This window comes from Candidatus Planktophila sulfonica (assembly GCF_002288065.1).
GTDB lineage: Bacteria > Actinomycetota > Actinomycetes > Nanopelagicales > Nanopelagicaceae > Planktophila > Planktophila sulfonica.
Genome location: NZ_CP016773.1, coordinates 680,551 through 698,088, shown reverse-complemented (window position 1 = coordinate 698,088; position 17,538 = coordinate 680,551). Strand labels below are relative to the sequence as shown.

Annotated in this window: 19 protein-coding genes; 14 read left to right on the top strand and 5 right to left on the bottom strand. The window is 48.5% G+C overall.

The window, feature by feature from the left end:
• Positions 1-3: 3 nt before the first annotated feature.
• The 11 genes from gmk to hisG are packed head-to-tail and all read left to right on the top strand — an operon-like array spanning position 4 to position 10,107.
• The gene (gene gmk, locus A1sIA56_RS03470) at positions 4-876 is read left to right on the top strand and encodes a guanylate kinase (protein ID WP_095673559.1); all 873 of its coding nucleotides are present in this window, start codon (positions 4-6) and stop codon (positions 874-876) included.
• 52 nt (positions 877-928) lie between these two features.
• Positions 929-1,189, top strand: coding sequence for a DNA-directed RNA polymerase subunit omega (gene rpoZ, locus A1sIA56_RS03465; protein ID WP_017955438.1), 261 nt, complete (start codon positions 929-931; stop codon positions 1,187-1,189).
• 17 nt (positions 1,190-1,206) lie between these two features.
• Positions 1,207-2,391, top strand: a complete 1,185-nt coding sequence (gene coaBC / locus A1sIA56_RS03460) for a bifunctional phosphopantothenoylcysteine decarboxylase/phosphopantothenate--cysteine ligase CoaBC (RefSeq protein WP_095673558.1) — start codon at positions 1,207-1,209, stop codon at positions 2,389-2,391.
• Between the two features lie 4 nt (positions 2,392-2,395).
• Positions 2,396-3,586, top strand: coding sequence for a methionine adenosyltransferase (gene metK, locus A1sIA56_RS03455; RefSeq protein ID WP_095673557.1), 1,191 nt, complete (start codon positions 2,396-2,398; stop codon positions 3,584-3,586).
• 17 nt (positions 3,587-3,603) lie between these two features.
• Positions 3,604-5,475, top strand: a complete 1,872-nt coding sequence (locus tag A1sIA56_RS03450) for a primosomal protein N' family DNA-binding protein (RefSeq protein WP_095673556.1) — start codon at positions 3,604-3,606, stop codon at positions 5,473-5,475.
• 12 nt (positions 5,476-5,487) lie between these two features.
• Positions 5,488-6,048 carry a peptide deformylase gene (gene def / locus A1sIA56_RS03445; protein ID WP_095673555.1) on the top strand — a complete coding sequence of 187 codons (561 nt, stop codon included), beginning with the start codon at positions 5,488-5,490 and terminating at the stop codon, positions 6,046-6,048.
• Positions 6,049-6,954, top strand: a complete 906-nt coding sequence (fmt, locus tag A1sIA56_RS03440) for a methionyl-tRNA formyltransferase (protein ID WP_095673554.1) — start codon at positions 6,049-6,051, stop codon at positions 6,952-6,954.
• Positions 6,938-8,302 (top strand): transcription antitermination factor NusB, encoded by a 1,365-nt coding sequence (locus tag A1sIA56_RS03435; RefSeq protein WP_420021861.1) that lies wholly within the window; start codon positions 6,938-6,940, stop codon positions 8,300-8,302. The genes fmt and A1sIA56_RS03435 overlap by 17 nt, the downstream gene beginning before the upstream one ends.
• A 9-nt stretch (positions 8,303-8,311) precedes the next feature.
• Positions 8,312-8,983 (top strand): ribulose-phosphate 3-epimerase, encoded by a 672-nt coding sequence (gene rpe, locus A1sIA56_RS03430; protein WP_095673553.1) that lies wholly within the window; start codon positions 8,312-8,314, stop codon positions 8,981-8,983.
• Positions 8,980-9,243, top strand: a complete 264-nt coding sequence (locus A1sIA56_RS03425; RefSeq protein WP_095673552.1) for a phosphoribosyl-ATP diphosphatase — start codon at positions 8,980-8,982, stop codon at positions 9,241-9,243. Before rpe ends, A1sIA56_RS03425 begins: the two co-directional genes overlap by 4 nt.
• Before the next feature lie 18 nt (positions 9,244-9,261).
• Positions 9,262-10,107, top strand: coding sequence for an ATP phosphoribosyltransferase (gene hisG, locus A1sIA56_RS03420; RefSeq protein WP_095673551.1), 846 nt, complete (start codon positions 9,262-9,264; stop codon positions 10,105-10,107).
• Here hisG and serB read toward each other — a convergent pair whose 3' ends face one another.
• Positions 10,108-11,310 carry a phosphoserine phosphatase SerB gene (gene serB, locus A1sIA56_RS03415; RefSeq protein ID WP_190276981.1) on the bottom strand — a complete coding sequence of 401 codons (1,203 nt, stop codon included), beginning with the start codon at positions 11,308-11,310 and terminating at the stop codon, positions 10,108-10,110.
• Between the two features lie 83 nt (positions 11,311-11,393).
• Between serB and A1sIA56_RS03410 the strand changes: the two genes are divergently transcribed.
• Entirely contained in the window at positions 11,394-12,182 is a 789-nt protein-coding gene (locus A1sIA56_RS03410) for an ABC transporter ATP-binding protein (protein ID WP_095673549.1), read from the top strand.
• Positions 12,148-12,792 carry a uracil-DNA glycosylase gene (locus tag A1sIA56_RS03405; RefSeq protein ID WP_095673548.1) on the top strand — a complete coding sequence of 215 codons (645 nt, stop codon included), beginning with the start codon at positions 12,148-12,150 and terminating at the stop codon, positions 12,790-12,792. Before A1sIA56_RS03410 ends, A1sIA56_RS03405 begins: the two co-directional genes overlap by 35 nt.
• 54 nt (positions 12,793-12,846) lie before the next feature.
• On the opposite strand, the gene A1sIA56_RS03400 is transcribed toward A1sIA56_RS03405, so the two are convergent.
• Both A1sIA56_RS03400 and yczE read right to left on the bottom strand, forming a co-directional pair.
• Positions 12,847-14,283 carry an NCS2 family permease gene (locus A1sIA56_RS03400; protein WP_095673547.1) on the bottom strand — a complete coding sequence of 479 codons (1,437 nt, stop codon included), beginning with the start codon at positions 14,281-14,283 and terminating at the stop codon, positions 12,847-12,849.
• 103 nt (positions 14,284-14,386) lie between these two features.
• Entirely contained in the window at positions 14,387-15,055 is a 669-nt protein-coding gene (yczE, locus tag A1sIA56_RS03395; RefSeq protein WP_095673546.1) for a membrane protein YczE, read from the bottom strand.
• 22 nt (positions 15,056-15,077) lie between these two features.
• On the opposite strand from yczE, the gene A1sIA56_RS03390 reads away from it, so the two are divergent.
• Complete coding sequence (locus A1sIA56_RS03390; protein ID WP_095673545.1) at positions 15,078-15,812, top strand: DUF554 domain-containing protein; 735 nt, start codon at positions 15,078-15,080, stop codon at positions 15,810-15,812.
• Positions 15,813-15,832: 20 nt separating this feature from the next.
• Here A1sIA56_RS03390 and A1sIA56_RS03385 read toward each other — a convergent pair whose 3' ends face one another.
• On the bottom strand, positions 15,833-16,873 hold the full coding sequence (locus A1sIA56_RS03385; protein WP_095673544.1) for an NAD(P)-dependent alcohol dehydrogenase: 1,041 nt from the start codon (positions 16,871-16,873) through the stop codon (positions 15,833-15,835).
• A gap of 14 nt (positions 16,874-16,887) precedes the next feature.
• Complete coding sequence (locus A1sIA56_RS03380; protein ID WP_095673543.1) at positions 16,888-17,532, bottom strand: thymidine kinase; 645 nt, start codon at positions 17,530-17,532, stop codon at positions 16,888-16,890.
• Positions 17,533-17,538: the final 6 nt, after the last annotated feature.

Sequence of the window (17,538 nt, the reverse complement as noted above, 5' to 3'; positions counted from 1 at the left end):
CCCATGGGCGCACCTCCACAACTGACACCGGAAGAGCGCGCCCGAGCGCTGGCAAAGGCTAAAGAGTCGCGTCAGATTAGAGCCGCTGTTAAAGCGCGCGTAAAGAGTGGCGAACTGTCGATAACCGATGTTGTATCAATGTCGAAAGATGATGAAGCAATCGCCAAGATGCGTGTACTTGAACTCGTTGAGTCAATCAGTGGTGTTGGTAAAATTCGCGGCAAATCGATTCTGGAACGTCTTGGAATTTCATTAACTCGTCGTATCCAAGGGCTTGGAAGACATCAATTGGAATCTTTAGATAATGAATTCAAGATTCCTTCCGGCCTCACTCCTGGGAAGTTGGTTGTACTTTCGGGACCCGGTGGTGTCGGCAAGAGCACTGTCGCAAAGGTTTTGAAAGAATCATCACCATTCTTTGTCAGTGTCTCAGCAACAACTCGGGCGCCTCGTTTTAATGAGGTAAATGGAATTGACTATCACTTCTGTTCAAATGAAGAATTTGATGCAGCCATTGCATCCAATGAATTTCTCGAATGGGCAGAGTTTGCAGGTAACCGTTATGGAACTCCACGAAGAGCTGTTGAAGATTCACTACGTGTAGGCAAAAGCGTTCTACTTGAAATCGAGATCGCAGGAGCTAAGCAAGTTAAGGCAAAGGTTCCGGAAGCAATACTCGTATTTCTCGAGCCCCCTACATGGGAAGAGCTCGTTTCTCGCCTCGAAGGTCGTGGCACCGATAGCCCAGAACGTAGAGCCGCCCGCTTGGCTTTGGCTCAAGAAGAGATGGCTGCCGCCTCTTTCTTCGATAAAGTCCTCATCAATGACCAGGTCGATGGGGTAGTCGCATCCCTGATAGAATTCGTATCTGCCTAAATAGGCTGCAAGACCCGCAGAGCATTAATTGCTACGAAACACAGGAGTACAGATGAGCGCACATATGGATGGAATCACAAACCCACCTATCGACGAACTTCTCGATAAGGCTGGTTCTAAGTACAGCCTCGTTCTCTATGCAGCAAAGCGTGCTCGCCAAATTAATGCGTACTACTCACAACTTGGTGAAGGTCTTCTTGAATACGTTGGGCCACTAGTTGATACACACGTTCACGAGAAGCCATTGTCAATTGCACTTCGCGAAATCAACGAAGGTCTTTTGACTATTGAAAATCTAGAACCAACCGCCTAATTTTTAGGTAAACCACCATGCAAGGTTTTGGCCGTGAAGTAATTCTCGGCGTTGGTGGCGGCATTGCGGCATATAAATCCTGCGATCTTCTCCGTCGTCTCCGTGATCTCGGTTTTGGCGTAACTGTTGTTCCTACCCCTTCGAGCTTGAACTTCGTCGGGTCGGCAACGTGGGAAGCGCTTTCAGGGCGTAAGGTCACTACGGAAGTCTTTGAAAGCGTAGAGGAAGTCCGCCATATCTCTCTTGCAAAGAACTCGAATTTCATCATCATCGCACCTGCTACTGCCGATCTCATGGCGAGAATTGCGGCGGGACGTGCAGATGATCTCCTTACCAATGTAATTCTTGCATCCAACTCACCTGTACTGATTGTGCCGGCCATGCACCCTGAGATGTGGAACGACGAAGCCACCAAGACAAACGTTGCAACGCTACGTAGCCGCGGCTATCACGTGATGGATCCAGATACTGGCGCACTCACATCAGGAGATGTGGGACAGGGACGTTTTCCTGAAACATCACGCATTCTGGGGGAGTTCGCCGAAATTACGGGCTCACGTTCAGATCTTCTTGGAAAGAAAGTGCTCATTACCGCAGGCGGTACTCGTGAAGCGATTGATCCAGTTCGATTTATTGGAAATCAGTCATCCGGCAAACAAGGGTATGCAGTTGCACGCTCGGCCCAGCGACGTGGCGCTCAAGTAACTCTCATTTCAGCAAATTCGAATCTTGCCGACATTGAAGGCATAAGAACAATTAAGGTTGAGAGCGCATCACAGATGCTCTCAGCACTCGATGCAGAATTCACTCACACAGATATTCTTGTGATGTCAGCCGCTGTTGCAGATGCTCGCCCCAAGCAGATAGCGGATGCGAAGATTAAGAAGAACGAATTCACAAATATTGCCCTTGTCGAAAATCCAGATATTTTGCGCACAATCTCAGCAAAGAAGTCTCGACAAGTTATTGTCGGATTTGCAGCTGAAACTTCCGAAAATCTCGAAACCGCCCAGGCGAAGATGGTTTCTAAAGGAGCCGATATTCTCTATCTCAATGATATTTCTGGGGGAGATATCTTCAATAGCGAGACAACTCATGGATTTATCTTGGTTCGAGGTAAGGAACCCAAGAAGGTGGCAGAGACCACCAAAGACACGCTAGCTCACCAACTACTCGATGAAGCCCTTCTTCAGTTAGGTTAGGACAATGTCAAAACGCCTCTTTACTTCAGAATCAGTTACCGAAGGCCATCCAGATAAGATCGCTGATCAAATTTCGGATGCAATCCTTGATTCACTCTTAGACCAGGATCCAACAAGTCGCGTCGCGGTTGAAACACTCATCACAACAGGTCAGGTACATGTTGCCGGTGAAGTAACCACCAACGGATACGCAGATGTCATGGGCATTGTCCGTGACACAGTTATTGGTATCGGTTACGACTCATCTGTAAAGGGCTTTGACGGAAATAGCTGTGGCGTTTCAATCTCCATCGGACAGCAATCTCCTGATATCGCACAAGGCGTCGATGATGCATTTGAGCACCGCGTTTCATCTGCAGCAGATCCATTAGATCTTCAAGGTGCTGGCGATCAAGGGCTCATGTTCGGGTACGCGTGTGATGACACCAAAGAGCTCATGCCACTTCCAATTTGGTTGGCTCACGAATTAGCTCAACAACTTTCTAAGGTTCGTAAGTCAGGCGCACTTCCATACCTTCGCCCTGATGGCAAGACACAGGTAACTATTGAGTACGACGGCGATAAGGCTGTGGCTCTCGATACAGTTGTTATCTCAAGTCAGCATGCAGAAGAAGTAGATGTCATCAAGCAGTTGACACCAGAAATCATTGCTCAAGTAATCGATCCTGTTTTGGCAAAGATTGATCTGCCTCGCAAAGATATGCGCACGCTCATTAACCCAACAGGTCGCTTTGTAATTGGTGGCCCAATGGGAGATGCAGGACTTACAGGACGCAAGATCATTGTTGACACATACGGTGGAATGGCTCGCCACGGCGGCGGAGCGTTCTCAGGTAAAGACCCTTCAAAGGTTGACCGTTCTGCAGCCTATGCAATGCGTTGGGTGGCTAAGAATGTTGTAGCAGCAGGCCTTGCCCGTCGTTGCGAAGTTCAGGTTGCATACGCAATCGGTAAAGCGCAGCCTGTGGGTGTATTTGTTGAAACTTTTGGAACAGAGACAGTTCCTGTTCAAAAGATTCAAAATGCAGTAACAACTGTCTTCGATCTTCGCCCTGCAGCGATTATTCGCGATCTCAATCTCAAGCGCCCGATCTATTCACAGACTGCTGCTTACGGTCACTTTGGTCGCGAGCTTCCTAACTTCACATGGGAAGCAACTAATCGCGTATCAGAACTCCAAGCAGCCGTTAAATAGTCGAAGGCTTTACTGACGTGGCACTTACGAGGCCACTTCGTCTCAAAGCTGAGATAGCGAAGCTCAAACCGGAAGGCAGTTCATCAGATCTGCCGATTGCCCGGGTCTGGGTAGATTCTGGGGTCTTTCATCTAGATCAAAGTTATGACTATTTAATACCCGATAATCTCTCAGCTGTTATCTCAACGGGCGTTCGTGTTCAAGTTCCTTTTCATGGCCGAGAAGTTGAAGGGCTAGTTCTTACTCGAGAGAGTACGTCGGATTCACCCGTCTTGAAATCAATCTCGAAAGCAATATCCCTGCATAGCGTTGCGACGCTTGAATCGATTGAACTTATTTCGGCTGTAGCAGCTCGTTGGGCGGCCCATCCGTTCGACGTTATTCGATCAGCCATCCCTCCTCGGGTTGCATCAGTCGATAAAGAGAACTGGGTCGAGGCAGCATTGCCTCAGTTAAAAACGAAGCCAAATCGCACTTATATTCATATTCCACCAGCTGTTAATCGTTTCAACTTCCTGCTTTCGACGATTGACAGGTACTCAGGAAAGGGATCGACACTCGTCATAGTTCCCGACAATCGCTCCGTCCAGAGGCTGGTCGCCCTGATACCGGAAGCGGTGGTTCTCGATTCAGCACTCGATAGATCTGAGCGATATCGCAATTTCCTTTTATGTCGTTATGGACGAGGCCAGATTGTGCTGGGAACCAGAAGCGCAATCTTTGCACCGATTACCGATCTCGAGTCAATCATCGTTATGGATGAAGGTTCTGAGCAACATTATGAGGTTCGTTCTCCAGGATGGAATGTCCGCGATGTCGCCATCCTTCGAGCGATGAAATCAGAGCTCAATCTAACTTTCGTCGGTTATTCACCGAGTTCTGAAGTCGCTCGACTTATTGAGAATAAATGGATCGATTTTTCATCAAGTAAATCTCGCATCGATGTTTCAGCTTATCCTCAATCGCATGGCGAGCTGATTCCCAGCAGGTTAATGGGGGAGGTTCGCAAGGCAATGAATTCGGGACCCGTACTTTTCCTCGCGCCTCGAAAGGGTTACTCGCAAAGTGTCGTGTGTTCTAAATGCAAAAACTCTGCTCTCTGTGAATGCGGTGGCAAGTTACTCAAGCGTGGTTCAGAAACATCCCTTGAATGCACCATATGCGGCAAGGCTCATTCGGAGTGGAGATGCGTGTGGTGTAAAGGTTCAACTCCTTATCTCTTGGGTCGCGGCTCAGAAAGATTCGCATATGAGATTGGAGCGGCTTTTCCTGGAGTAAAGGTGGTGCAATCGTCATCGGAATTGATGATTGATAGTTTTGACGATGAACGAGGGTTAGTCATCGCCACTCCTGGCGCCATTCCGATCACCAAGAACGGCTATGCCCTTGTGATTATTCTCGAGGCAGATCGCTTCTTCATGCAGGCAGATATCCGAGCTCACGAACGAACCCGCGAGCTCTTCTTTTCAACCAGTGCCTCGGCTTCGCAAAAGGGAAAAGTTGCATTTGTCATGTCAGCAGATAGCCCGATCATTGGCGCCGTCTCTGCCTGGAAGCCGTCGCTGATTTCGCAACGTGAACTACGTGAACGTCTCGAAGTAAATCTTCCTCCGTTTACTAGGGCTGTCACGATGGATATTGCAGCCACTGAGTCCCAATCGCTTTTGCGCGGACTAAAGAAAGCTCAAGATGACTCCCGTTTGCCCGAATCAACTCAATTCCTTGGCCCATCACAACTCAAGGGCGATATAGATCGAATCGTTGTTCTGGTTCCACTGATTGATGGTGAGGCTCTCATCTCGTTACTGCATGAGTTCCAACGTCGTCGCAGTTCGTCTAAGAAGAGCCTTGCATCAATTCGCATTGACCCTTATTCGCTATCTCGATAGTAGGATAAGCACATGTCCATCATGCCGATTCGCCACTTTGGCGATCCCGTACTCGTTACACCGGCCTCTGAGGTAATTGATTTCGATAAGGAACTTCGCGTTCTTGTAAAAGATCTCACCGAAACGATGCTCGATGCACCAGGTGCGGGTCTCGCCGCCCCTCAAATTGGTGTTCCACTTCGCGTATTTGTCTGGGATGTCGATGAAGCGTTGGGACATCTCATCAATCCAACTCTCGACCTTAGTGAAGAACTCCAAGACGGAGATGAAGGTTGCTTGAGCTTTCCTGATCTGGTTTACCCAACACCTCGCGCATTTAGAGCTGTTGCAAAGGGTTTCAATATGCACGGCGAACCAATTACTGTTGAAGGAACTGAGTTACTGGCCCGAGCTTTGCAACACGAAACAGATCACCTCAATGGAATTCTCTTTATTGATCGCCTCTCCGAGGAAGATCGAAAGCTCGCCATGAAAGAGATTCGTGAATCAGATTGGTTCGGCATGGCTAATTCAGCAGGCATGCAGCCGCAGATTAAAGTCTCACCGCACGATCCCTTCGGCAGAGGGCTTTAATTGAAGATAATTGTGGCGGCAACGCCCGATGTGGCTATTCCCACTTTAAATTGGTTGATCACTTCAGAGCATCAATTGCTATCTGTTATTACTCAGCCCGACCGCCCTGCAGGACGAGGACGAACTCTCAAGGAGTCAGTGATTTCCGAGTGGGCTCGTGATAACGATGTACCTTGCTTCAAGCCTGCTTCGGTAACGGAAACAGCCACTCTCATAGAAGGTGCTGATGTTCTTTTGACGATTGGTTATGGCGTGCTTCTTCCCAAAGAACTACTGAGCATTCCTATGCATGGTTGTCTCAACCTTCACTTCTCACTCCTTCCACGCTGGCGGGGAGCTGCTCCAGTCCAGCGAGCAATCGAGGCCGGAGATCCTGTTTCTGGAGTAACGGTCTTTCAATTAGATCCTGGAATGGATACTGGCCCCATCTATTCAGTAAAGAGATTTGCGCTTGATTCAGATATCACGAGTGATGAACTATTTTCAGAGTTAGGCGCACTTGGTGTCGAAGCAGTCGAAGATTCTCTGAACGCTATCAAGGCTGGAATTCGCCCTGAACCACAGAAGAGCGACGGCGCCACTCGAGCCATGAAGATTTCTAAAGAGGAATGTGAAATTAACTGGAACCTCGATGCCCAATTGATTTCTCAAAAGATTAGAGCGTTCACATCTTCACCGGGTGCCTGGACTCGATTCCGCGGCGAAGTAGTAAAGATAGATTCGGTGAATATTTCCAAAGAGACTCTTCAACCTGGCGTGTTAAAGGTAGTCAATAAGGAGCTCCTTGTAGGAACTTCCTCCAATGCAGTTTCAATAGGTTTCTTGACTCCAGCGGGGAAGTCGCGAATGGATGCCAAGTCCTGGCTCAACGGTGCGCGTTTAGGTGATGGTGAACTCTTTGGTTAAAGCACGCCGAGACTCATTCAAATCTCCTAAACCAGATGCACCTCGCGTCTTGGTCTACGACATTCTCTCTGAAGTAAACCGACGCGGGGGATATTCGAACCTACTTCTACCGCAAGCGCTTAACGCAAGTAATTTCGAACAGCGAGATAAAGGTTTCATCACTGAACTTCTTTACGGAACTTTGCGTATGCAAGGGCGTCACGATTACATACTCTCCCAAGTCTCTGATCGGCCTTGGTCTGAAGTCGATGAAGGAATCGTTGATATCTGCAGATTAGGTGTTCATCAACTCTTTGAAATGCGCGTTGCTACTCACGCTGCAGTATCTGCAACTGTCGAGCTTGCACGTAAGGTCATCGGTGAATCTAAAGCCTCTTTCGTCAACGCGATTCTTCGTAAAGTCAGTGCCAAGACGTTAGAAGAGTGGCTTGAGCCTGTCTTAGCCATGAAGGACCCGGTGTCCAGACTTTCAATTCAATATTCACATCCAGAATGGATTGTCTCTGCCTATTTTGACCTTCTTAAAGATTACGCAAGAGTCGAGGAAGAGTTGGGTGCAAATAACATCCCGGCAACGCCAACGCTTGTTTCATGGCCAGGATCTTCAACTCAAGAAGAACTTGTTTCTGAAGGCGCAATAGCAACTCGTTTCTCACCTTATGGTGCGAAATTTGAAGGAGCGCCTGGTTCCCTCGATTTGATTCGTCATCGCAAGGCCGGAGTTCAGGACGAAGGCTCACAGTTAGTTGCTCTTGCCTTTTCGCAAGCAACCAAATCTGCCAAAACCGTTCTCGATCTCTGTGCTGGTCCTGGCGGTAAAGCCGCCCTCATCTCTCATATTTGTGATGTAGAAGGTCGAGATTTCGTAGCAAACGAAGTATCTGAGGCGCGAGCAAAGCTAGTGAAGAATGTTGTTGGAAAGTTTCCGGTCTGGGTGGGAGACGGTCGAGAAATTTCCTCACATGGACAGAAGTTCGATGCGATTATCGCTGACGTTCCTTGTACTGGTCTTGGCGCTTTGCGTCGACGCCCTGAAGTTCGCTGGCGTAGAACTGTTCAAGATTTGCGTGCACTGACTGAGTTACAGTTAGAGCTCGCTAATTCGGCCATCGCCAATCTCTCTGATGCTGGCATCTTCGGCTATGCAACCTGTAGTCCTCACTTTGCTGAAACCTTTGGTCAGGTAAAGATGATTCTTAAGGCGCATCCTGAGCTGGAGCAAATTGATGTTGCCCCTTTCTTGCCGGCAAACCTGCAAGGTGCCGTGCGCGATAGAGCGATGGCTCTCTGGACCAGTGTGCATGAAACGGATTCAATGTTTCTCGCGCTCTTTAAGAAGAAGGCTTAGGCTGAAGACATGAGTGGGCACATTCGCATAACTCCAAGCATCCTTAACGCTGACTTTGGACACCTAGATCAAGAGATAGCCAAGATTGCCCCGGTTAGTGATTTCATACACCTCGATGTCATGGACAATGTCTTCGTCCCCAACTTCACCTTTGATTTTTCCTCGGCTGCAAAGATTATTGCCGCCTCACCAATCCCTATTGATGCCCACTTAATGGTGGCGAATGTTGATTCGATTGCTATTGATTATGCAGTTGCAGGAGCCGCCAGTGTGACGATTCATGCTGAAGCTACTTCTGATATCTCTTCAACCCTTAAAGGAATCAAAAGCCACGGCGCGAGAGCAGCGCTTGCAGTAAAGCCAGGAACAGCGATCGATCAATACTCCGAATTTCTCGACGACGTCGATATGTTCTTAATCATGACAGTCGAACCTGGTTTTGGCGGACAGAAATTCATGGAATCGATGATGGAGAAGGTTCGGATAACTCGTAAAATTATTGGTTCACGCCCTATCTGGCTCCAAGTAGATGGTGGAATTTCACTTGAAACCATCGAAATAGCAGTTACAGCCGGAGCTGATACCTTCGTCGCTGGAAGCGCTGTATTTAACGCTGAGGATCCTGCAAGGATGGTAAATGCTCTTCGCGAGCGAGCCATCTCCAGTAAACTCGCACCATGAAGTCTTTTGATCAGCTCTGGCAAGAGTTGGCACAGAAGGCGGTAGACCGCCCTGAAGGCTCTGGCACGGTCGCCGCTCTCGATGCAGGAGTCCACAGCATCGGTAAGAAGATTCTTGAAGAAGCTGGCGAAGTCTGGCTTGCTGCCGAACATGAGACCGATGAGGCGTTAGCTGAAGAAATCAGTCAGCTCATTTATCATCTTCAAACTTTGATGCTCGCACGAGGCTTAACGCCTGCTGATATCTATAAGTTTCTTTAATGATTGCTAGGGGAGAAGATGTTACGTATAGCTGTTCCTAATAAAGGCTCACTCGCCGATGCATCCATCGCAATTCTCAAAGAGGCTGGCTATAGACAACGCACCGATTCTCGCGATCTAGTTCTCGCGGACCCAGATAACTCGGTTGAGTTCTATTATCTTCGCCCACGCGATATCGCGATCTATGTTGGTTCTGGCGAACTAGAGGCTGGGATAACTGGACGTGACTTGCTGATTGATTCAGGGGCTAAAGCTGAGGAAGTTCTCGCACTAGATTTTGGTTCGTCTACTTTTAGGTTTGCAGCACCCGCTAGCACCCAGTGGAAGCCTTCAGATATAGCCGGTAAGCGAGTTGCAACTGCTTACCCAGGGCTAGTTGAAAAACACCTTGCTGATTTGAATATTTCAGCATCTGTTGTACGCCTCGATGGCGCAGTCGAAAGTAGCGTTCGTCTCGGAGTCGCAGATCTCATCGCTGACGTTGTAAGCACCGGAAACACATTGAAACAGGCTGGCTTAGCAGTATTCGGCGAACCTATTCTGGTCTCAGAGGCAATTGTCATTAAGAGAACAGGTTCAGAGTTACCGGCTGGACTTGAAATTCTCATTCGACGCCTGCAGGGCGTTGTCACTGCGCGTCAATATGTTCTTCTTGATTACGATATTCCAACATCGAGCGTTGATAAAGCTTGTGCGATTACTCCAGGTCTTGAATCTCCCACAATCTCACCATTACAGAAGGCGGATTGGGTGGCTGTTCGTGCAATGGTTCTTCGTAAAGATACTAATCGTCTGATGGATGAACTGTGGGCACTTGGTGCTCGCGGAATTCTTGTTACAGATATTCACGCCTGCAGACTCTAATTACTTTCGCTGCGCGCCAGCTTCTTCAATATCTTCACGCGAAATTCCGAGGAGATAGAGAACTGAATCCAAGTATGGCGCGCTGACAGAACTTGCCGCCGCTGCCTTAACTGCTGGCTTCGCGTTGAATGCTATTCCAAGTCCCGCAATCGAAATCATATCGAGATCATTTGCACCATCACCGATTGCAACAGTCTGCTCAAGTTGGACGCCTTCGATTTCAGCAAAATCTCTGAGAGCGGTTGCCTTGGCTGCTCGATCAATAATTGGCTCAATGACCTTACCTGTTAACTTCCCATCGATGATTTCAAGGGTATTGGCACGGTAATGGGCAATGCCTAGCTCTTTAACGAGCGGCTCGATAACTGAGACGAATCCACCTGAGACGACAGCAACGCTATGCCCGAGTTGATGGAGAGTTTTCACAAGTGTTCGCGCACCAGGTGTAAGCGCGATTTCCTTTTGAACTTCGGTAATAACAGATTCAGGTAGACCTGCAAGCAGAGCCACTCGTGCACGAAGGCTCTCGTTAAAGTCGAGCTCGCCTCTCATTGCTGAGTCGGTAATCTCTTTTACCTTCTCCTGAACTCCTGCCTTGTTGGCGAGTAGTTCGATGACCTCTTGTTGAATCAGGGTTGAATCAACGTCCATGACAACGAGCTTCTTAGCCCAACGCATCAGACCGCCGGGGGACACGGCAATATCAACAGAGTGCGCAGTCGTAACTTCAGCAAGGCATGCGCGGATATCTGTTTGGTCCGCATCTGAAACGATGAATTCGATCGCAGTGATTGGGTAGCTTGCAGTGCGATGAATTCGTTCGATATTTCCGCCGCGAGATGCAATGGCCGATGCGATTGCAGCTATGGCCGTTGGTGCCAATGGGCTGCCGAGTGCAACAACATGTACTAGGCCAGTTTTCGCTGCAATGGAAGATTGACCTTGTTCAAGGAATGAAGTCGCGATATCAACGCCGAGTTTCTGCCCACACAGTTGAAGATCTTCCTCAATTGCTTCGGAATGCGCCGGGTTGAGTGAGATAAGGACAGTCAGAATCAATCGCTCGCGGATGACAACTTGCTCAATGTCGAGAACAGTGATCGCAAATGGTGCCAGGGTCTCAAAGAGCGCCTGGGTAATGCCTGGAGTATCGATACCAGAGACGAGAATTAGGCCAGTGAATTCACTCTTTTCATCGCTCATATGGCGCAGGTTATCGCGAATCACTTACCTAACGCTGACAATTGCGAGTGATTTTGCACCTCGACGATATATCTTTTAGCCCTATGAGTAGCCAACGCGTCCTCGAATTGAGGGATGTTTCTGTCCGCCGTGGCGTTCGCACCATTCTCGGTCCCATCAACTTTGCAATATCTGAGGGGGAGAGATGGGTTGTTCTTGGACCCAACGGAGCAGGCAAATCCACGCTCCTTCAAATTCTTGCAACCAGAATTTTCCCAACGCAAGGCCAAGTAAAAGTCTTAGATAAAGAGATGGGCCGCGTAGATCTTTGGGAACTTCGTAATCGCATCGGCATCTGCGGAACTTTGATTTCGGAAGATATTCCATACGACGAGAAAGTTCGCGATGTTGTTCTTACAGCGGCTTACGCTGTTCTTGGAAGATGGAATGAGGCTTATGACCTCTGGGATGAATCTCGCGCAGTTGCGCTTTTAACCACATTTGGTGTCAGAGATTTTGCGGATCGAGATTATGGAACCTTGAGTGATGGTGAGAAGAAGCGAGTTCAGATTTCTCGGGCACTTATGGCTGACCCAGAACTGCTATTACTTGATGAACCAACCTCGGGGCTCGATTTAGGTGGTCGAGAAGATTTGCTGAAACGATTTTCGCAATTCGCCTCAGACCCTGCTGCGCCGGCATCCATACTTGTGACGCACCATATCGAAGAGATTCCAAGTGGAACTACGCATGCCCTTATTCTCAAAGATGGCGCAGTTGCTGTCTCGGGCCCAATTCATGAAGTCATCACTTCGGAACATATGTCAGCAGTCTTTGAACTACCTATGGAAGTTCGCAATGAAGGATCTCGCTTCTTCGCACGTGCACTCTAGTTGGGAAACGGTCTTTGAACCGATAAATCCACTCATTGCAGAGTTGCTCTCGAAGATTGCAAGTGAGGATTTATCACCTTCTCTCGATTCAATTTTTCGAGCCTTTCAATTCGACCTCGACTCAATCAGATGCGTGATTGTCGGCCAAGATCCCTATCCAACGCCGGGTAATGCCATGGGGCTTGCATTTTCAACGCCACCATCAGTGGAAAGGATTCCACAAAGTTTGAGAAATATTTTTAAGGAATTGGAAGATGATCAAGGAATCACACCGCCAACCAGCGGTGATCTTTCTGCCTGGAGTGCTGCAGGTGTCCTGTTGCTCAATCGGGTGCTGACAACGCGGCAAGGGGAATCAAATGCTCATACCAATATTGGATGGCAACGAATAACTGATCACATTGCCTCCGAGTTAGGTAAGAGAGATGTCGTTGCAGTTCTTTGGGGCAAGCAAGCTCAAGAACTTTCAATATTCTTCACCTACAAAATTGAGGGCGTTCATCCAAGTCCGCTGAGCGCCTATAGAGGATTCTTTGGATCTAAACCTTTTACTCAAGTAAATCAGCTCTTGGTTGCACAAGGGCGAGAACCCATCGACTGGAAGCTATAAAAGAAAAGACCCCCACCTCATAATGAAGTGGGGGTCTTTCTACTTACTATCTAATTAACCAACCCACTGGTTGATAGGTGATGTGAGGAAGTAAATCATGAAGAGACCTGATACTAAGAGAAGCAATGGATGTACATCCTTGCGACGACCTTGGATATAGCGGATCACAACGTGAGTTACGAAACCAGCACCGATACCAACTGAGATGTTGTAGGTAAATGGCATCAAGATGATTGTAAGGAATGCAGGAATTGCAATTCCGTAATCTTCCCAATCGATACCCTTAATCTGAGTCATCATCAAGAAACCAACGATGACAAGAGCCGGAGTAGCTGCTTCGTAAGGAATGATTGCTACGAGTGGCGCAAGGAAGGTTGTGAGCAAGAAGCACACACCTGTGACCACGGATGCAAGACCTGTACGAGCTCCTTCGCCAACGCCAGCAGCTGATTCGATGTAACTGGTGTTAGAAGAGATGCTTCCAACGCCGCCGCCGACTGCTGCGAGTGAGTCAACGAGAAGAATGCGATCGTTGTTAGGAATATTTCCATCGCGATCGATGAGGTTTGCCTCGTGACCAATTGCTGTAACTGTTCCGACAGTGTCGAAGAAGTCTGAGAGCAAAAGGGTGAAGACAAGCAGGATCACAGTGATCAATGGAACGCGATCGAGTGAGCCGAAGAGGTTGAATTGGCCGAAGAGGCTGAAATCAGGTGTTGCGACTACCTTCTCAGGCATTGCAGGAACGTTGAGGTTCCATCCCTTTGGATTGACCTTACCTGTAGCTCCGTCAAAAAGTGGACCAACCTTCAGAGTTGTTTCAATGAAGACAGCAACTGCTGTTGCAACAACAATACCGATAAGGATTGCACCCTTAACTTTCTTGACTATCAAACCGATAGTAAGGAAGAGACCAAGTGCGAAGACGACAATTGGCCAGCCGACGAGGGTTCCGCCATCGCCGAGAGTTACTGGTACTGGACCAGCTCCTGTACGACGAACGAAGCCTGCGTCAACAAGACCGATAAGGGCGATGAAGAGACCGATACCAACTGAGATAGCGATCTTCAACTGTGCTGGAACTGCCTTGAAGACAGCAGTTCTAAATCCTGTGAGAACCAAAATTGTGATGATGATTCCTTCAAGAACGATAAGGCCCATGGCATCTGCCCATGTCATCTTTGATGCAATTCCAACTGCGACGAAGGTGTTGAGACCGAGTCCTGTTGCGAGCGCAAGTGGGTAGTTACCGACAACTCCCATAAGGATCGTCAGTACGCCAGCCATAAGAGCTGTCATTGCGGCGACGAGAGCTAGGTTAGGAGCATCTCCACCACCAAGGAATTTTCCATCTGCATCCTTGCTAAGACCAATGATGAGTGGATTAAGCGCCACGATGTAAGCCATGGTGAAGAATGTGACGAGACCGCCACGAACTTCACGACCTACAGTGGAGCCACGTTCAGATATTTTGAAGAAACTATCGAGCATGACGAACCTTCCTGATTTTGGTAACGGGGGTGTTTGCGACCCCGTGTGAAATGACGGCTCACAGACCGAGGGAAGATGTCTGAAGGCTAGTTCAGCCGTAAGGCTACTTATGGGTTAAACGCGCCACGACCCCAAGGAAAATTGCCACAGATTGGCCGATCAAGAGGGCAAATAGCGCTGTTCCGATGCCGACGGTCCCACCCATGAGCCATCCGATGATCAGAACGAGGACCTCGATGCCGAGGCGAACTCGGCCGACTCTGATTCCGGTCTTGTAGTGAATTCCAGTCATAGCTCCATCGCGTGGACCAGGCCCAAGTCCACAGGTGATGTAGAGCGCTGAGCCGAGGCCAACCATCGCGATTCCAAGGAGTGAAAAGAAGACGCCTGACAAGGTTGAGTTCTGTTTAGGGAAGATATGTGTGCCAACTTCAATAAAAGTGGCGATGAGAACAATATTTGAAAGCGTTCCAAAACCTGGTTTCTCATTGAGCGGAATCCAGATAAGAAGAACGAAAACGCTTATAACGAATGTTGCCCACCCAATACTCATTCCTGTTTTCAACGTTAAACCCTGAGAGAAGACAGTCCATGGAGCGTTGCCGACGTTGCCCTGAACCAAAAGTGAATCACCGAGACCGAAGATTGCAAGGCCAAAGAAGAGAATGAGTACACGAGTGGGGGAGAGTTGCCATCTATGTTCTGCGCGCCAAGGAGTAACCGGAACTGTCTTATGTGGCTTGAGAACGCTAAGAAGTTCGGAAAATTTCATTAGTAAAGTCTATAGTTAAACAATGTTTGCAGGTCTAGGAACGCTCATCAATGTCATTGCAATTATCATTGGATCCACCATTGGTATCGGTGCCGGAAGTCGCTTGACCAAGAAATCGCTGAGCCTCATCACCGACATTCTTGGTCTCATCACTTTGCTCGGGGCGGCATCAGCGCTTATGCCGCTATGGTCATCGACCTTTATTGATTCACTTCCTAATGGATCGACCCTCCTCGTTATTCTGGGTGCAATGTTGCTTGGTGGACTTATCGGATCTGCGCTCTCTCTTGAAAATAGATTGGATAAGTTTGGCGAAACTCTGCGCCAGAAATTCAAGGCATCAAGTGACGGACCCTTTATTGAAGGATTTGTTTCAGCTTCGCTTCTCTTTGTGATTGGACCACTTGCAATACTCGGAAGCGTAAGCGACGGAATGTCAGAGGGCTTGGATCAATTGATTCTGAAATCCTCTCTCGACTTCTTTGCGGCAATGGCTTTTGCCTCATCACTGGGATGGGGAGTTGCGGCCTCTGCTATTCCCGTTGCGATTTATCAAGGCGCCTGGACCTTGGTCGGACTCTTTTTGGGCTCAGTCCTTCAGCCTTATCAAATCGATGCCATGACTATCTGTGGAGGCCTAATGCTCGTGGGCATTGGATTACGCCTTTTGGATATCAAGAAGATCGCAGTAGCAAACATATTGCCGGCGCTCATTATCGCGCCAGTAATCGCCACACTGCTACATCAATTTATTTGAACGAGCTTACTTAGTCTGAACTAGATTGTTGAAGCGTCGATTACAAATCGGTACTTCACATCACTTGCAACTGTTCGTTCGTATGCCTCGTTGATGTAATCAGCCTTGATGACTTCAACATCGCTCACTATTGATTTTTCTCCGCAGAAGTTGAGCATCTCTTGTAATTGCGGAATGCCACCAATCATTGAGCCCGCGATTGAGCGTCGACCATCAAGAAGTGATCCCACATGCACTGCATAAGGCTTACCAGGAAGACCGATTACCACCAAAGTCCCATCGAGCTTCAAGAGCGAGACGTACTTATTGATATCAAGTTCAGCGCTGACTGTGTTTAGAATGACGTCAAAAGTCTTTGAATGCGCAGCAAATACAGAGTCATCATTAGTTGCAACGAAGTGATGGGCGCCCATTGCAAGAGCGTCATCCTTCTTATGAGGTGAATGAGAGAGAACAGTTACTTCTGCGCCCATAGCGACAGCGAACTTAACTCCCATATGGCCAAGACCTCCGAGGCCCATGACGGCAACTTTCTTGCCAGGTCCAACGTTCCAATGCTTAATTGGAGAATAAAGTGTGATTCCCGCACACAGAAGCGGTGCAACTCCTTCGAGTGGAAGATTTGCAGGAATGTGTACGGCGTAATCTTCGTTAATCACGAAGTAATTTGAGTAACCACCCATGGCAACGGTCTTGCCATCGCGTTCTAGTTGGTTATATGTGCCGGTCATTCCTTCGAGGCAGTACTGCTGCAAACCTTGCTTGCAGTTTTCACAGGTGCGGCATGAATCAACGAATACGCCAACGCCAATCTTGTCGCCAACCTTGAATTTCGTAACAGACGATCCAACTGATGTGACAGTACCGGCGATTTCATGCCCCGGAACCATTGGGAAAATCGCGGGACCCCATTCTTCACGTGCCTGGTGAATGTCGCTATGGCAGATACCCGCATATGCAATATCAAGTGCGACATCGTGCGCCCCAAGGTCGCGACGATTGAATTCGAAAGGAACGAGAGGCTTCTTTGCTTCCATCACTGCGTAGGAGCGTGTATTCATAAGTGGAACCTTTTCTACTCGTTGAATGGGAGGGGATCAGAACTTATATGACCTGCACGCGATGCGCGCGCTGTAACTTGTCGCATATGGTGGCGACGGCAGAGAACTTCGTATGCGACTTCATCGCTCTTACCAACATCGCCAACAACAACCTGCTCGCCCTCAGTAACCATGACGCCGTTGACGGTACGGGCATTGTGCGTAGCGCGTGAACCGCACCAGCAGAGAGCTTCAACCTGAAGAGTATTTACGCGATCGGCTAGCTCGACGAGTCGGGCGGAACCCGGAAAGAGTTTCGTTCGGAAATCAGCAAGGATCCCAAATGCGTAGACATCAATGCCAAGTCCATCAACAATCTTGGCCAAGCCGTCAATTTGATCTGGCTGATAGAACTGAGCTTCATCGCAGATGATGTAATCGATGCGATCGCCCATGGAGAGATGTTCAACTACAAATTTATGGATATCGAGTTCAGGTTCTACTTCAATCGCATCTGACTTCAGTCCCAAACGGGAACTAATGACACCGGAACCAGCTCGGTCCTTATTGGTAAAGATCAGACCTGAACGTCCCCGGCTTTTATGGTTATGCGCAGTTTGGAGAGCAAGAGTTGATTTTCCGCTATCCATTGTTCCGCAGTAATACACCAATTCAGCCACGGCGGC